We start from the raw sequence: 15,984 nt of genomic DNA on the forward strand, positions 1-15,984 counted from the left end.
TGCTTATCTGCATCCCTTCCTTTTGAAAGCATCAGGGAAGTTTCGTTCCCCATATAAAAATTGATAGAGAGAGATTTAATCCTTAAAATCTTTCGTAGCTACACATGATGAAGAAGCCGTTGTCATATGTGGTTCCGCCGTCCGTGATGTTCTCTACGTCCACTTCGCCGCCTGCTGCTTCGCTCAGGGTCTGCTTAAATACTTCTGCATCCAGCTTCTCTCCGTTTGTCTTGCCTTCACAGAACGCTTCAGCATAAGCATAGCTTCCTGTCATGAACAGGGTCATAAGCGGTGCGGTCCATGTTCCCATGTGGCCTGTCATATCTGCCTCTGCCAGTTTCTCAGAAATGGCGTTCATCATGTAATCGGAATCATATAACTTGTCAGCCGGTACCTCAATTCCCAGGGCTGATGGGAAACCGACGAATGGGGAAGGATCGGACGGCATGGTGAAGTAGGACTTTGTGTTAACCACGCACTTAATCATCGGCTCCTGCTGGCTGGTATTGGTGCCAAAGAAAGCGGTCTCCGTGCCATACTGGTCAACTGCGCGCGGAACATCCTCTAATACGAACTGCTGTGTTCCGGAGGTACCTGCATCTGACATGGGGTCAGGTGTGGTGGTCTCTACCAAGGTCAGGCCCAGCTCTGCGCAGCGGTCCTTCATGTTCTGCAGACGGTCAGCGGTTGGCTGCCATGCCAGATGACGGGGGAAGGAGTAGTGCACGAATGTCTTAGCGCCCATATCGCTTAACTCATCCACCATCTGAAAGCCCATCTTCGGAACATTGGAATGATAGAAAACGTCACAGTTTGAAGATGTTGTGGCGGAATCATCCTGGTAGCCTGCTGCAATCAGAAGGATGTCAGGACGTACCTCACGGATTTTCTGGCATGCTGCCGCAGTGCCCTGTACGGCCTGGCTGAAGATGATTGCCTTCACATCCGGGTCAGAGGCAAGGCTCAGGGCTGTGGAAATGGTTGTCTCCTGCTCAGTTGCAAATTTATCAGGGAAGGTTGCCAGCACAACCGTATCCGGATGCTGTTCCTGAAGCATCTCAGCCGCACGGTAGCTCTCCTCACTCTGTGAAACTGTCGTGGTCATGATACCAATCTTGTAATCGCCTGCTGCTTCCGCAGGAGCCTCGCTGCCCTCAGCTGCCCCGCTGTCTGCCGCTGCCTCGGCTGCCGTTGTCCCGGACGCTGCTGCTGTGGTAGCCGGTGCCTGGGAGCCGCCGCCACAGGCCACAAGACCTGCCATCATGGTGATTGACAGCATTACTGATAGAATTTTCTTTCTCATAATCAAAATCCTCCTTTTGTATGATGCTTAACGTTTCATTAAGCTGGCATTCGTGCCATTAATATGTCATTACCCGCCTAAATCCTCCCCTTGTTCTTAAAAAGGACTTTTGCCAAATAGGTATGACGTATCGCTAATTTGTATTATAGCAACATGCTAATCGAACGTCAATATTTTTTTGTTCATTATCATAATAATGTTAGTTTTACCTATATTTTTTCTTATTTTTTGGTTATTTTGCATGTTTTTTTACCTTTTCCAAGCAACGGGAGGGGGCTTTAAAATAAAAAAAAGATATGATGACTTTCTGCATTTTACAAAATCATCATACCACCTTGTTATTATTGTTTCCTATTATCACTGTAACCAGACAGAGTTTACAGGCTTTCACAGCCATCATAGCGGCTGTGAAAGCCTCCTCTTATTAGCCATGACATGCAGCATCATGGACTCCCTTGCATCCCGGCAGTCATGCCGCTTAATTGCCTCCGTTATCTCCCTGTGCCCCACCACGGTTTCCTCCAATAAGGTATAGTTGGTAAGTTCCGAAAAAATCCGTACGGAAGATGCAATAATCGGAATGATATTGGCTGCAATATAATTTTGGCTGCACACTGCTATCTGTGAATGGAAGGCCACATCACTTTTTACATGGGACTTCCCGCTTCTAATACAATATTCCACTTCCAGGCACCGCTGTTCCAGTTCCCTGATATCATCTTCTTTTGCGTACTGGGCAGCCAGGGCAGCAATTTCAGGCTCAATGATAATTCTCATGTCCACCAGGTCCTTTACAGCCTTCTCTTTGTTCTCTATAAGGCAAAGCCCCAGCGGGTCATCCGATACCCCGTACTTTTCACAGACAAATGTACCCGCCCCCTGCTTTACCGTTACAATGTTCCTGGATTCCAATATCCTGACCGCCTCCCTGATAGTTCCCCTGCCCACATATAACATCTGTGCAAGTGAATGCTCATTGGGAAGCTTGTCACCCTTTTGCAGCTTCTTCTCCAATATGTATTCAATGAGGCGCTCCGATACCTTCTCAGGCAGCGAACGTTCATCCTGTTTCTCCATGGTCCCCTCCAATTCCAATCGCTCTCCCGGCTATGCCATTTCCATTTATTGCATACGCGCTTCTAATCCATATTATTCGGTCGGCCGCCTGTTGTCAAGACAGATTATCCGCTATAATATGGAACAGAAGTGATTATGACACAAGAAAGCAGAGCATTCAGAATTGTCTATTTCCTATTGGATGGAGGTCAATCCATTATATGGGGAAATATGTTTTGAAACCATGGCGGACAGCAGGTGTATTGAAATCCTTCACATCGGCGCATAGGATGACGAACCTGGTTCTTTTGAGATAATGGATGGATATGCAGAAAAATGACTTGAAACGCCGTAAAGGCTGCCACAGGTAGATTCAGCTGCAGCAACTGATGCGGTTGTAGTTTTACCGGTTCCAGATGAGCCGGTAACTACAACCCATGATTCACATACCATGATCTAAATCCAACTCAAAAAATATCTGTTCCTCCGGAATCAGCCCCTGAAGCATGACGCTAGCAATGCCTGCGTACCGGAATCCCAGCTTTGTGTAAAGTGCAGAAGCCGGTTGATTGCCCGCATATGTATCCAGGCGCATTACCCTGCACTTCATCCGCCTTGCCTCCTCTATGGCGTAGCGCACCATCTTTGTTCCGTATCCGCGTCCGGCGTTTGAGGGCGGTATGCACAGTGTATGCAGTATCAGGACCTCATCATCCCTGGCCGGATATTCCCAGGCAATCCCGTAATATTCCTCGGACTGCACCTGGTTCAGTATCATGCTGGCACAGATTCCGCCATCACACTCCATTACATAGAGCGTCCCGGCCCTACAGCTGTCCTCAGCCACGCTTCTGGTGGGGTACACGCCCAGCACCCAGTTGGAGTTGCTGCCGTTATCCTTTTCATGGGTCAACAACTCTGTGTAGCCCCGCTCCACCGCATCAATATCATGTTCCGTTGCTTTCCTTATCATCACTCATCCTCCAGGCAGGTTATATAGAGGAAAATGCTTCCTCCCCAGCGCCGGACACAATGGACGGCGCAATTAAATCCCAGTATACACTATATGGAGGTATAAGTAAAACCTCATTTTCATACACACCTTCAATCATGGTCCAGATAGACCGCAATGTCTACCGGTAACCTCCATCCCCGCCAGCTAAGTTTACAGGCCTTCCTCCTCCACCGATGCAGGTACTATTAATTGGCCTGTATACATCTGGAACATGCCATTATATAAACCCGTACAAAACATGTATCAATTCCCCGGCAAATTCCTCATCATCCAAATCCCAGGGAAATGATTGGATTTTTTCAAACACATTGTTCCCTGCCGCCTCAATATTGTCCGTCCACTTAATAACCAGAAATGACCTGGATGGTAATTTTAAGACACTTAAGCGGAAATATACCCCGTTCAGCATCCAGCACGGACCGGAACGCAGCGTAATCCGTTCTGCCCCAAATGACTGAAGTATCGTCCTGACGGTTCTCCCGCGGACTTTTGCAGTGGCTGCGTGCTTCCTGGGCATATTTCCAACAGGCTTATCTGACACCAGATTCCGATTCTTAACCGCTTCAAACTGCTCGATCAATGTGCCGTGCTCCTCATCATAACGCTTCTTTGCCCGGTCATTCAACCGATATGCCACGTAAAGCATGAACAGGCCCAAGATACCCGTCATACAGAACAGGATGTCCTCAAGGTTCCATATGATTTCCAAACCGCCAGCCGCAGCCAAAAGGCGCATTCCACCCATAAAAACAAAAATCATTCCCAAGTTACCAATCAGCGTTGCGGTGTCGCTGTAGTGGTAAATGATACATCCCCATCTTATATGACTGTACCAGGATATTTTCTTCTGTTCCATATCTGCTCCGTATCATGATGCTGCAGGCCTGGCGGGCCAAGGCGCCTGCCTGACAGTAAATCTTTCTTATAACTCCATCATATCACATACCGGCAATAAAATCACTTATCTGTATATCCTCTCCTGCCTGCTCATAAGTGGCAATATCCTATTTTTACATAGCATCTTAATTCCAACAACAGAAATTCCCGGATTTTTCTTAATAAGGGACAGGTGATTACTTATAACTTCTTTAGAAATATTTTTGCTTTTTCTATGGGGCCTGTTTAGATTCCTGACTTATGATATGGTCCATCAGGAGGACTCATAATATGGATATTCAGGTATTAACACAATATTTCCTGCAATATGGAGCTGTTTTTATATTTGTCATCATTCTTTTGGAATACATGAACCTTCCGGGATTTCCGGCAGGAATCATCATGCCGCTGGCGGGCATATGGGCAGCCAGGGGACAGATCAGTTTTTTCATGGTAATGGCCCTGGCCCTGGCGGCCGGGCTTCTGGGAAGCTGGATTTTATACGGCATCGGCCGGATGGGCGGGAACCTGTTTCTGGACCGCTATCTGGAACGTTTCCCCAAACATGAACCAGTCATCCGAAAAAATTTTGACCTGATCAGGACCAGGGGCGCAACAGGAATCTTCATCAGCAAGCTGATTCCTATGATCCGTACCATTATCTCCATTCCTGCCGGCGTTATCCGGATGAATTTTGTTAAATACACCATAAGTTCAGCCCTCGGCATCTTTGTATGGAATTTTTTCCTGATTGGGGCAGGGTATATGATGGGTGACCAGGTGTTTCATCTGTTATCATAGGAGGAGGTCCACATGAATATTGCAATGTTTACCAACAATTATAAACCATTTATTGGAGGGGTGCCGATTTCCATTGAACGGCTGTCGGAAGGCTTGAGGTCACTTGGGCATAAGGTGACCGTCTTTGCCCCGGAACCAGATGGCAGACTGTCAGGGAATCCTGAAGAGGATGTGGTTCGTTTTAAGGTTATTTACCGGAAGGCGGACCGGGGGATGGCCCTGGGAAACTGTTTTGATAAGAAAATTGAGACATGTTTCAGGGATGGGGAATTTGACGTAATCCATGTCCACCATCCTGTACTGGTGGGACAGACTGCCCTGTATTTGGGAAAGAAATACAATATACCTGTGGCCTACACCTACCACACCCGGTATGAGGAATATCTCCACCATTTTAAATTATATGAGGCCATGGCTTCCGAGGAATATCCGGTAAGCTGGATTGCAAGGTACGGAAAGGAGGTCCTGGTGCCATCCCTCATCACCGCTTTCACCAACAAGTGCGGCCTGGTATTTGCCCCTACCAACACCATAAAGGAGCATCTTCTGGAACAGGGAACCAAAACCAGGATATCCGTACTGCCCACAGGGCTGGACCAGGCTGCATTTGAATCCGATAAGATACATTCCGCCGGAATCAGGGCTTTGTACAGTGACGGATGTCCATACCTGTTCGCCACCACCGCCCGTCTGGAGAAGGAAAAGAACCTGGAGTTCCTTCTGCGGGGAGCAGCATGTCTCAAGGGCATACTGGGCGAGGGATTCCGTTTGATGGTGATTGGGGACGGCACCGAGAGGGCCCGCCTGGATGAATTAGCCGGATTGCTTGGAATCAGCCGCCAGATTGTATTTACAGGGAAGATTGAGAATACCCAGGTACGGCATTATCTGAATGCGGCAGATGCCTTTCTTTTCACATCCAGGTCTGAAACTCAGGGAATCGTGCTCCTGGAGGCCATGGCTGCGGGCTGTCCCGTAACAGCCGTACGGGCAAGCGGTGTGGTGGATGTGGTCAGGCAGGGGGTAAACGGGTATATGACCGCAGAAGATCCGGATGCCTTTGCCGCGGCTGCAGCCCGGCTGGTCCTGGATCAGGATGTATGGTCCAGGATGTCAGATGAAGCCCGCAGGACGGCCCAATCATATGAATCCGGACGGATTGCAGCCTTGGCGGCAGAACAGTACGGATTCATGATTAGGCAGAAGAAGGATGCCGGTTATGGGGAACATGGAAAAAGAATGTTTGTACCGTCTATTCTGCGGCTGTTCGGAGCGGCCTGACCGGGCGGGGTGGCGGTTTACCGATTTACTGGTAAGCCATCACCACACATGGTCCATCCTCATCCTTGCCTCCAAAACCAGCAGCCATCGGTCAGACCCTGCCATGCTGTTCCAGGTTACATCTACGTATTCCCAGCCGTCTCCCAGCTTTACACGGTTCCACATATGAAGTTTGCCGTCCGTGTATCCTCTTACATTTTCGCATATGATCCCAGAGTAGCTGCACAGGGCAAGAAAAGCCCTTGCATAACCGTTGCATGTAGAGGTGCCCTCCATGATATTGGAATAACAGCTGGATTTCTCCAGGGTGGTATCATATACGGCGTTTGCGGCTATCCAGCCGTTTATGGCTATCACCTTATCCCGTTCCGCCATCCCGTCCAATGTCCGGCTGAAACGGATTAATTCCGATTCCACCGCCTCCTGCATCCTGTATATCTCACCAGGGTTGTCCAGCCGTACCTGCAGGATATACTGTCCCTGCACATTGGACGGTAGATAGGAAAGCAGCAGCCTGCCCGTATAATCGTAGTTCTGATAGACGTACCGGGCAAATGCGTTGACTTCCTCCATATCCCCGGAAAATCCCGGAACCATAACAAAAACCGGCTCATTTCCCAATTCTGGCAACTGGGAGAAGAGCCGGTGCATGCAATATTCGTATTCTGGTATATAATTGTTTTTTTTCTGTGTATAAGCAGAGGGGTCCTCAGGCAATGGGACTGTCTCAGCGCGGACCCTACTCATATCTGCAGGTATGTATGTAAGGGCGATTAAAAGCATCAGCCCCAGACCGGCCCGCATGATTGCGCGGAAAACGGCCTGCCCGGACCTCCTCCCTTTCCTGTCGGGCCTTATCATACGCTTCCCCTGCGTTTCAGGATTACAAGGATTGTCTTAAAAATAATCTTCACATCCATTTCCAGGTCCCACTGATCTATATACTGCCCGTCCAGTTTCACCACTTCCTCAAAGTCCGTAATATCGCTTCTCCCGCTTATCTGCCACAATCCGGTTATTCCCGGTTTCATGGCCAGACGCTTTTTATGGGAAAAGCTGTAGGCTTCATATTCATCCACGGTTGGCGGCCTTGTCCCCACCAGGCTCATGTCCCCTCTGAGAACATTAAAGAACTGGGGAAATTCATCCAGGCTGGTCCTCCTTATGAAATGGCCGATTCCCGGGATGATCCTGGGGTCATCATCCATTTTAAACATGTTTCCCCGGATTTTATTACGGGACATGAGCATTTCCTTTTGTTCATCCGCGTCCATGACCATGGAACGGAATTTATATATACGGAATTTACGCCCGTTCTTACCTACCCTTATCTGCGAGAAGAGGACAGGGCCAGGGGATTGGATGAAAATCATGGGGCCGATTATGAGTCCGATTACAAGGGTCATCACACATCCCACTGCACCGCCCAGGATATCCAGGAGCCGTTTACAGAACAGACGCCGCATGGGTATCTCCCGGTTAAAGCAGGTTATCACGTTCATGTTGCTGACCCGCTCCAGTGTTTTCCTGGGGATATCCTGCAAAAACTGTTCCATGTAGATATGGACCACCATACCGATGGACAGAAACTGTTTTGCCAGCTCCGCCTCCTGCCTGGGGTCATCCGGAATGCTTAAAAGTATCTCATCAACAATATGGCCTGTTATGTATTCTGATAACCCATCCATGGAGCAGCTGACCGGGACTCCCTGGATTGTCTGTCCCTTCATGTCACGGTCCGTAATTGCTACTCCCTGGATTTTGAAGATGGTCAGGATCCTGGAGGACAACTGCCTGATCAGGATTCCCGCCTGCTGTTCCGTTGCAATTACCATGATGGTCCTGGCGTATTTGATATTCTGGAATTTCCGGCGCAGACAGTTCTTAATCATCAGCCGTTCCGCATACATGAACAGGATCCCCACAAAAAACGTGGCAAACAGGACCAGGCGGGAAAACAGTCCGACAAGCCGGAAGGAGAACAGGCATATGACCTCCGTGGCAAAGATTATGGTCATCTGATGGATGACTGCAATGATTTCCTTCAGATATCCCCTGTGCAGGATATTCCTATAACCATCCGTCAGGAATGCAACTGATAACGTGATGATGACCAGAAGCAGACCCAGCTGGACATAATACACATACAGCACCGGATTCAGTTTGTCCTGGTTCAATAACACCATCAGGAACTGGGCCAGGCCTAAGGCCACCATATCCCCAATGATAAAATCCAGATGTTTCGTCCTTGCGTTCTTCATTCCGCGCCTCCCCTTATGGATTCACGCCCGCCCTGCCGGTCCCTGGGGCCGGACAGGCTCCCCCAGGCAGTACCTGTCTATACGATTTCTATCATCTGCACCATGCGCATCAGTTCCAGCGCACTTCTGAAGTTCACATCCACGCTGTTGGTCAGCCTGCCCCTGATGCTGCCCTGCATAGTGGAATTCTGACGGTATTTTACAATTGCAATCAGCACTTCCTTTGCCTTTCGCGCCTCCGGGAAAGGCACCAGGCTGCTTCGTTCCAGCATCCTGTCCTTTAAGCCCTGTGGATGGGCAGCCACGGCGCTTTCATATCTTTTTTTCATTTCCTTATTCATGAAACGTGGGTCTGTCGTGCGCTGGGGCGCCCCCAGCCAGTTACAGATTTCATCCATTTTCAGTACCATGTCCCCGGTGCCGGTAAACGGTACCGGGTCTTTCAGATAATAGCTGCAGATATGTCCATAGACGCCATCCTGGGTCTTTCCCTGCATGCAGATAAGCATGATGCTGAACCAGCCTGAGGCGGCCATATCTTCAAGGTACTTATCAATATCCTGACTGCTGTCTTCGTTCTGTTTCATAATGTAACTCCTTTTCTTAATGTATGTATGCTCCATCCACTCCGGCCCGCCTATAAACTCCTGCAGAAGAATACAGTATCGTCCGGTATCAGCGAAAGTTTCTTAATCATTTTCCTGTCCAGACAGTCCTTCACCCTATAGGGCGTTATGCTGAACCCATACTGTTTTAAATGCTCTGCACAGTCCATCCCGTAAAGGCGGATTTTCTTACGTATTTCCTCTTTCATGGATGTAGACTCCTCCGTATTGCTTTATCCGCTGGATCTTATAATCTGTATATATACTTTTTCTCATATTCTTCCTGGGGCATGGGCCTGGCATAGTAATACCCCTGGACATAATTGCACCCTATTTTGTAAAGGAAACGCTTCTGTTCCTGGGTTTCAACCCCTTCCATTATGACAGGCATCCCCAGGTTATTGGCCATCTGGATTACGGATTCCAGTATGATTTTCCCCTTGCCAGGCGATTCCCCGCCGGACAGGAACTGCATGTCAATCTTAAGCACATCCACATCGATATCCTTTAACATGTTCAGGGAAGAATACCCGCTGCCGAAATCGTCCATCAGCAGTATGAAGCCTGCCTGGTGCAGCTTCCTGACTGCTTCCTGGATTAATTCCGGGTCGGACACATATGCACTTTCCGTTATCTCCAGGTTCAGCAGGCCGATGGGCACGCCGTACTGTTCAATGAGGCCGGACAGTATGTCCGCCAGCCTGGGGTTATAAAGGCTGATCCTTGAGATGTTCACCGTGATGGGATCCAGACAGATCCCATCCCCAAGCCATTTGTGTATGAGCTGGCATACATGCTCCCACACATAGTAATCCAGCCTGGAAATGAAGCCGTTCTTTTCAAAAATAGGTATGAAATGTTTCGGGGGCATCAGGCCCGTGTCGGGATGTTTCCAGCGTACCAGCGCTTCCGCCCCTATATCCCTGTCATTGGCAATATCAAATTTAGGCTGGAAATACACCACAAACTGTTCCTCGTCCATGGCGGTCTGCATACTGCTGACAATGGCTGCCTCCTCCACTTCCCGGATTCCCTCATCCATATCATAGAATCCAAGGTAAGACGCAAACTTGTTCTTGCATTTTTTGCTGCCGATAAAAGCCCTTATGTACATTTCCTCCACTGCAAGGTCAGGCTCTTCCACGATATAGGCGCCTACTGTGGGTTCCAGGAGATAATTCTTCTCAAACCCGGCCAGTCCCTCCTTTACCATCTGGACCTGCATGTGCAGCCTTTCACTGTCATAAGGCTCGCATATGCAGAATGTGTCTGCGTTAATCCTTCCATAGGTACTGAACTCAAAGCAGCCGGCTATGCCCTCTATGATTTCCGCCATCGTTATAAGGAGCTTATCTCCCCTCAGCTCACCGAATACGGCATTATACAGCCGGAACCGGTCTATGTCGAAACGCAGGAATACAAACAGGATATCCATATGCCGGTCTATCATGCGCCTGGTTTCCGCAAACATCTTCTCACGGTTATACAGCCCCGTAAGCCTGTCCCGCTCACTCATATAGAGCAGTCCTTCATAAGACGGTATCCTGCAGTGCCGGACCGCACGGTCCAGCCGGTTCCTTAATGTCTTAGCCCGGATGGGCCTGGTCACATAATCCCATGCCCCATGGTCCAGGGCCTCCAGGCCAGGATCCTCCTTTGCATCCTCCAGGATAACGAGGACCGGAATGGAGGCATATCCTGAGTTATGGATTTTATCCAGGAATCCCACTTCCCTGCCGTCCTGCTGCAGGTTTCCCAGCAGGATGGCATCCACCATACTTCCGCATGATATCTGCAGCATGGCGTCCCCTGCGCTTCCGGCTTCCAGGATCTTATATTCTTCAGAAAGTATCTTCTTTACCGCCTCCCTTTCTTCGGGCCGGCTTTCAACCACCATTATGGTTTTTCTGTATTCATCCATGGCTTCCCTCCTTCCATCATCCATTTACCTGATAAAGGGATTTTCATCCAGGGAATACCTTCCGCCCTGCAGGAATTTATGTTTTATCACCCACCAGGCCGGTATCCATATATACCGGTGCATGGCAGGCGATGCGCTTCCAATCATCCAGCAGTTCCTGTCACATTCTTTTGTGATGCGCCGCACCTGCCTGGCCTGCTCTGAATTCCACAGTTCCTCCCACTCCTGTTCCTTCAGGTTTCCCATGACCGCCTTGTGCAGCATCCCGTTACACGGAATCACATCGCAGAACGGGTCGATAAAAAATGCATTCCTGGACATATCGCACGGCAGAAGACGCTTATTGCCATATATGTAATTAATCAGGCCATGGTTGAAGTAGGCCCGGAACCATTTTTTCGGTGAATTGCTTTTGAGCAGTTCATTAATCAGCTTCTCAAAATTTTCAGCCACCCGTTTCCTGTCCACAATCCGGTTGTCGTATTTCCTGAAATAAAAGGAGTTGTGAAGGGCCGCGGTTGCAAACTCCATCCCCATCTTATCCGACAGAAGGTAAAGCGGCACCAGGTCCCCGCAGTTCATGTCCTGGACCGTCATTCCGAATCCCACGTCCGGGTGTCCCATCTCCACCAGGGCCGTCAGCGTCCCATATCCCCGCCTGTACCCATCCGGGATGCCCCTGATGCTGTCATTGGTCTTCTGAAGCCCTTCAATGCTGATGCGTATGCCCACCTTGGGGAATTCCCTGCACAGGCTGATGATACGGTCCGTAAAGTAGCCGTTGGTGGAAATGACGATGCGGTCCGACTTTTTATACAGCTCCCTTACGATATCCGGTATATCCCTGCGGATGAAGGGTTCCCCTCCGGTTATATTGGTAAATGCCATTTCCGGAAGTTTCCTGATTACATCCAGGGTAATCTCCTCCTCCGGCTTAGTGGGATGTTTAAAACAGTCGCACATGTTGCAGTGTGCATTGCAGCGGTATGTTACAATCACGGTTCCATACAGGTTTCTTGCCATATTTCCTTACCTCATTGTTTTGTTTCATATAGTTTCAGCAGCTTGTCACAGTACATCTCCAGGGTGTCATACCGGATGTCCCCGCAGTTTTCCGCCCAACTGGCGCAAAGCCCCGGGGAATCCCACAGATGCCGTATCTTCTCTTTCAGCTCCTCCAGGTTTCCGCTGGCAAACAGGGAGCCGTTTACACCTTCCTGTATCAACTCCGGGATTCCTCCAATCCTGGCTCCCAGCACAGGTGTCTTAAGAAGCTGGGATTCGATGACGGAAAACGGACAGTTTTCATAATATTCCGACGGATAAATGCTGAACCTGGCCTCCTGTATCAGCTGGGCCAGTGAATCCCCCTTAACGAATCCCACGTTCTTAATGTTAGGTATCCCGGTCACACTGTCTGCCAGCGGTCCGTCCCCTGCAAAGACAAAGGGGATATCCGGCAGTTCCCTGCACGCCTTAAGAAGGGTCCCGATTCCCTTTTCCCTGGAATATCTTCCAAAATACAGGACATAGTCTCTCTTCCGGGCAGGTCCTGCCTCCATCCGGTCAGCAAAATTATGTAATGTAATGGTCTTGTTCCTGAATAATTCCACCTGGTTCAATTTATCTTCCAGGAAATAGCTTGGACAGACAATCCGGTCAATGCAGCGGTAAACCTTCAGCTTTCTGTATATGGCTCCCTCGGCAGCGCCCAGTATGCTCTTTACAAGGGACTGGTGGATACAGCGCTTCCTGATACAGCCAAAAAAACGACCGCCCACACACTGCTCGCAGTTTTGTCCGTCCCCGGGGGAGTTGAGCATATGGTTTGGACATATAAGCTGGTAATCATGGGCAGTGTACAGGACGGTTGTCCTTTTTCCCGATTTTTTTTCAAAATCCCGGATACCATAGAGGATGGAAGGGGTCAGCTGATAATTAAAATTGTTGATATGGACCGCATCCGGCTGGAAATCCTCCAGGACACGCATCAGCTTTACCCTGGCTTCCCTGGAATATATGATTTTAAATGGAAACAGAAGACGCCTGTATCCGGTTGTGTGGAAATCCAGGCTGGCTGTATATTGATTAATGCGGTTCCCAAGGGTGCGGCCCGGCTCATCCATGCCGAAATACTGGACCTGATGGCCTTTCTGTTTCAGACAATCGCCAATCTTGATGATATAGGTTTCTGAGCCTCCCTTTGGCTTTAAGAATTTATTTACGATTAAAACCTTCATCCCGTCCTCCTGTCTGGGGATTCATCCGTTATAATGCCAATAGGTACTGCCTACGTACTCAGCCATTACCAGATCTTCTTCCGTATTGATGTCCACGGCTTCGAATTTCTGCACAAAGTAAATATACGGCTTCCTGCCGATACGGCAGCGGTACCGCTCCAGGGAATCCTTGGAAATCCCGTATAGACCAGTGGTTTCCTCAATCACCGGCTGCATATCCTGGCTTCTCGGCAGGATACCCGGACGGTAGTTTACCGGCTGGCCATTGACCCAGTAAAAGCCGTGATTCTTCAATGCAGTAAAACAGGAATCATATGTCTCACTGTCAATCAGCGTATTGACACATTTTTTAATGGAATCCGCCTGAAGGTACGGCGCCGTGGCAAACAGCTGGAAATAGTAATCATATTCAGGATGAAGCTGATGGTGGTAAACAAGCAGGTCATTCCCATTGGCCGTATTATGTGTGAGCGCATCCAGGCGTTCAATCACATGAAGTCCATGATCAAGGGCATAGCCTGTGATTTCAGGACTGTTGGTATCAATATAAATGTCATCAAAGCAGTCCGCATCCATGGTATGTTCAATAATGTACTCATATAGCTTTTTGCCATTCAGCACCCGGAAGTTTTTGCCCGGGACACGTTCTGAATTGGCTTTGATAGGAATAAAACACGCAGTCTTCATAAGACAGTTCCTCCTTTGTGTGGGACATTCCAATTAACATTCATGCCCTGCTCCTGAATCCCAGGTTCCAGGCCAGTGTCTTCACCGTATGGTATACCCTCATGAACAGCCGTGGGGAGAGGCAGATAAGCAGTATGCTTATGATATTCACCGTCTTCCTTGGATGCTGGTCCTGCGCGGACAGATACTGAACTGCGTGGCTTTTTACATCAGAAGCAACCGCGCCGGCCTTTTCATGATTGTACAGCTTAAAATGCGCCAGACGGTTCAATATATCGATGCAGGTTTCCACATGCTTCAGGTCAAATGCTTCCAATACCGGGCGGCTCTCCTGGGCAATACAGGAAAATACAACCTTTTCCGCATCGTACAGGACCAGATACTTTCCATTGAACTCATTTTTATGGTACATCTGCCTGCAAAGTGAATCGGGATTCTCAGCGTACATGTACACCAGCCTGGGATTCACGCAGATATTGCTGCATTGTTTCAGATACCTGGTCACGAAAATCAGATCTTCCCCGTGGGTGTATTCCACGGGAAAACGGATCTGCGCTTCCTCTATTATGTCCCTGATGAAAATCTTGTTCCATAAAACGCCTCGGAATGCCGGGTTCCTGAACAGTTGGACAAAGGCAGACTCCCGCTCCATGACCTGAAGCCCGGCATACTGCTTCTTATAAAACGCCCCGTTTTTTTCATTGATATAGCCAAATACAGCCAATTCCACATCCTGTGCGGATATGGTGCCATACATGGCTTTCAGTGAACCGTCCAGCAGGTAATCATCCGCATCCGCAAAAACAACGTACGTTCCCTGTGCAATATCCAGTCCGGCGTTCCTGGCCGCGGATACGCCTTTCTTCTCCTGACTGACCAGACGGATCCGTTCATCGCCATAGCCCTGGATTACGGAGCTGGCTCCGTCGGTTGAACCGTCATCAACTACAATGATTTCCAATCCCTCAAATCCCTGGTTTAAAACTGAATCAATACATCGCTTTATGTAGGCCCGGGCATTGTACATGGGAATAATAACTGACAGCCGTTTCTTCATATCACCTGTTCCAATCTGACTCTTGGGAACACTTCCAGTTCCCCGCCCCTGGTTGCATTATAAATCTCTGTCCCCATCTGCCCGGCTGCTTCCAATGCACTCTTGTATGCCTCTTCCGCCATCTCCTTATCGTAGACAGCAAGAACGATTTTCTTCTTCTGCTCCGCAGCCTTATACACATCCTTATATCTTGTGTCAAAATGCGACTGGACCGATGCATCATATGTGATTCTTCGGTTTTTATCAATCGTATGGGGGAAATGATGGTCCATTCCCAGGAGATAGATTTTGGAAAACCCCATATACACCGCCAGCTGGATGCTTGAGTATGTCACCGTGGAGGCATCGACCACTGTCTTTTCACAGTCATAAGAAAACGGAATCTTCTTTTTCCTCCGCAGGATTGCCCTGTCATCCATCAGATATGCATTGACATTGGCAAGGCAGGTTCCATTCCTCACCATGGAATTATAACCAATGAAGCAGTCACATTGGATTTTCCTTATGTTTTCCTCCTCTGCTTTCAGCATATCCTTATCCTGGCATAGATAAAATGTGGGCCGCCATCTGGTCCTGTCATACATCAGGTGGATACGGTTTGCCGCAAAGGTGTATTCATTCCTCAAAAGCTCCAGATCCCCAGGTTTTAAGCTTGGACCGTTTCCTATGATGAAGCACCGCTGTCCTTCATAGACTCCTTTATACATGTTGATTCTCGTCCCATAGGTGGTCTTGCCATAGGATTTCCTCATCCTGTAAAATGACAGCGCCCCCACACCGGCCCTGAACCACCTGCGCAGGGCTGACAAAAAATCCGAACGGACCACTATGTCTTTAATCAGTTCCTTCATTGGTTCCCCCACCTTCCCATCTGTCACCCA

16 protein-coding genes are annotated in these 15,984 nt (G+C 48.9%); 2 read left to right on the forward strand and 14 right to left on the reverse strand.

All coding sequences use genetic code 11. The annotated features are described in order from the left end of the window. Positions 1–82: 82 nt before the first annotated feature. From LK536_RS44510 to LK536_RS44525, 4 genes are all read right to left on the reverse strand, one after another. A complete protein-coding gene (locus tag LK536_RS44510; RefSeq protein ID WP_025486102.1) occupies positions 83–1,303 on the reverse strand; it encodes a DUF3798 domain-containing protein in 1,221 nt (406 codons plus the stop codon). A gap of 396 nt (positions 1,304–1,699) precedes the next feature. Further along, positions 1,700–2,380 (reverse strand): FadR/GntR family transcriptional regulator, encoded by a 681-nt coding sequence (locus LK536_RS44515; protein ID WP_025486100.1) that lies wholly within the window; start codon positions 2,378–2,380, stop codon positions 1,700–1,702. Positions 2,381–2,801: 421 nt separating this feature from the next. Continuing rightward, positions 2,802–3,332 (reverse strand): GNAT family N-acetyltransferase, encoded by a 531-nt coding sequence (locus LK536_RS44520; RefSeq protein ID WP_025486099.1) that lies wholly within the window; start codon positions 3,330–3,332, stop codon positions 2,802–2,804. Between the two features lie 259 nt (positions 3,333–3,591). Beyond that, positions 3,592–4,230, reverse strand: a complete 639-nt coding sequence (locus tag LK536_RS44525) for a hypothetical protein (RefSeq protein WP_227796268.1) — start codon at positions 4,228–4,230, stop codon at positions 3,592–3,594. Positions 4,231–4,541: 311 nt separating this feature from the next. On the opposite strand from LK536_RS44525, the gene LK536_RS44530 reads away from it, so the two are divergent. Both LK536_RS44530 and LK536_RS44535 read left to right on the forward strand, forming a co-directional pair. Further along, positions 4,542–5,051 (forward strand): DedA family protein, encoded by a 510-nt coding sequence (locus tag LK536_RS44530; RefSeq protein WP_008718902.1) that lies wholly within the window; start codon positions 4,542–4,544, stop codon positions 5,049–5,051. Between the two features lie 12 nt (positions 5,052–5,063). Next, positions 5,064–6,332, forward strand: a complete 1,269-nt coding sequence (locus LK536_RS44535) for a glycosyltransferase (RefSeq protein ID WP_227796267.1) — start codon at positions 5,064–5,066, stop codon at positions 6,330–6,332. A gap of 39 nt (positions 6,333–6,371) precedes the next feature. Here the strand turns inward: LK536_RS44535 and LK536_RS44540 are convergent, their stop codons facing one another. The 10 genes from LK536_RS44540 to LK536_RS44585 form a co-directional block, all read right to left on the reverse strand. After that, entirely contained in the window at positions 6,372–6,929 is a 558-nt protein-coding gene (locus LK536_RS44540; protein WP_162158544.1) for a transglutaminase domain-containing protein, read from the reverse strand. A gap of 260 nt (positions 6,930–7,189) precedes the next feature. Next, positions 7,190–8,593, reverse strand: a complete 1,404-nt coding sequence (locus LK536_RS44545; RefSeq protein ID WP_227796266.1) for a sugar transferase — start codon at positions 8,591–8,593, stop codon at positions 7,190–7,192. Between the two features lie 77 nt (positions 8,594–8,670). Continuing rightward, positions 8,671–9,180: a hypothetical protein gene (locus tag LK536_RS44550; protein WP_227796265.1), complete on the reverse strand. Its 510-nt coding sequence runs from the start codon at positions 9,178–9,180 to the stop codon at positions 8,671–8,673. 50 nt (positions 9,181–9,230) lie between these two features. Then, entirely contained in the window at positions 9,231–9,407 is a 177-nt protein-coding gene (locus LK536_RS44555; protein WP_008718910.1) for a hypothetical protein, read from the reverse strand. Positions 9,408–9,445: 38 nt separating this feature from the next. Then, on the reverse strand, positions 9,446–11,119 hold the full coding sequence (locus tag LK536_RS44560; RefSeq protein WP_227796264.1) for a two-component system response regulator: 1,674 nt from the start codon (positions 11,117–11,119) through the stop codon (positions 9,446–9,448). Between the two features lie 24 nt (positions 11,120–11,143). Next, positions 11,144–12,142, reverse strand: coding sequence for a radical SAM protein (locus LK536_RS44565; protein ID WP_227796263.1), 999 nt, complete (start codon positions 12,140–12,142; stop codon positions 11,144–11,146). Between the two features lie 11 nt (positions 12,143–12,153). Continuing rightward, positions 12,154–13,359 (reverse strand): glycosyltransferase, encoded by a 1,206-nt coding sequence (locus LK536_RS44570; RefSeq protein ID WP_227796262.1) that lies wholly within the window; start codon positions 13,357–13,359, stop codon positions 12,154–12,156. 21 nt (positions 13,360–13,380) lie between these two features. Beyond that, on the reverse strand, positions 13,381–14,046 hold the full coding sequence (locus tag LK536_RS44575) for an acylneuraminate cytidylyltransferase family protein (RefSeq protein ID WP_008718915.1): 666 nt from the start codon (positions 14,044–14,046) through the stop codon (positions 13,381–13,383). Between the two features lie 40 nt (positions 14,047–14,086). After that, positions 14,087–15,103 carry a glycosyltransferase family 2 protein gene (locus LK536_RS44580; RefSeq protein ID WP_227796261.1) on the reverse strand — a complete coding sequence of 339 codons (1,017 nt, stop codon included), beginning with the start codon at positions 15,101–15,103 and terminating at the stop codon, positions 14,087–14,089. Further along, positions 15,100–15,954, reverse strand: coding sequence for a 6-hydroxymethylpterin diphosphokinase MptE-like protein (locus tag LK536_RS44585; protein ID WP_227796260.1), 855 nt, complete (start codon positions 15,952–15,954; stop codon positions 15,100–15,102). The genes LK536_RS44580 and LK536_RS44585 overlap by 4 nt, the downstream gene beginning before the upstream one ends. Positions 15,955–15,984 lie beyond the last annotated feature (30 nt).

Origin of the sequence: Clostridium pacaense (assembly GCF_020709765.2) — a bacterium.
GTDB lineage: Bacteria > Bacillota > Clostridia > Lachnospirales > Lachnospiraceae > Enterocloster > Enterocloster hominis.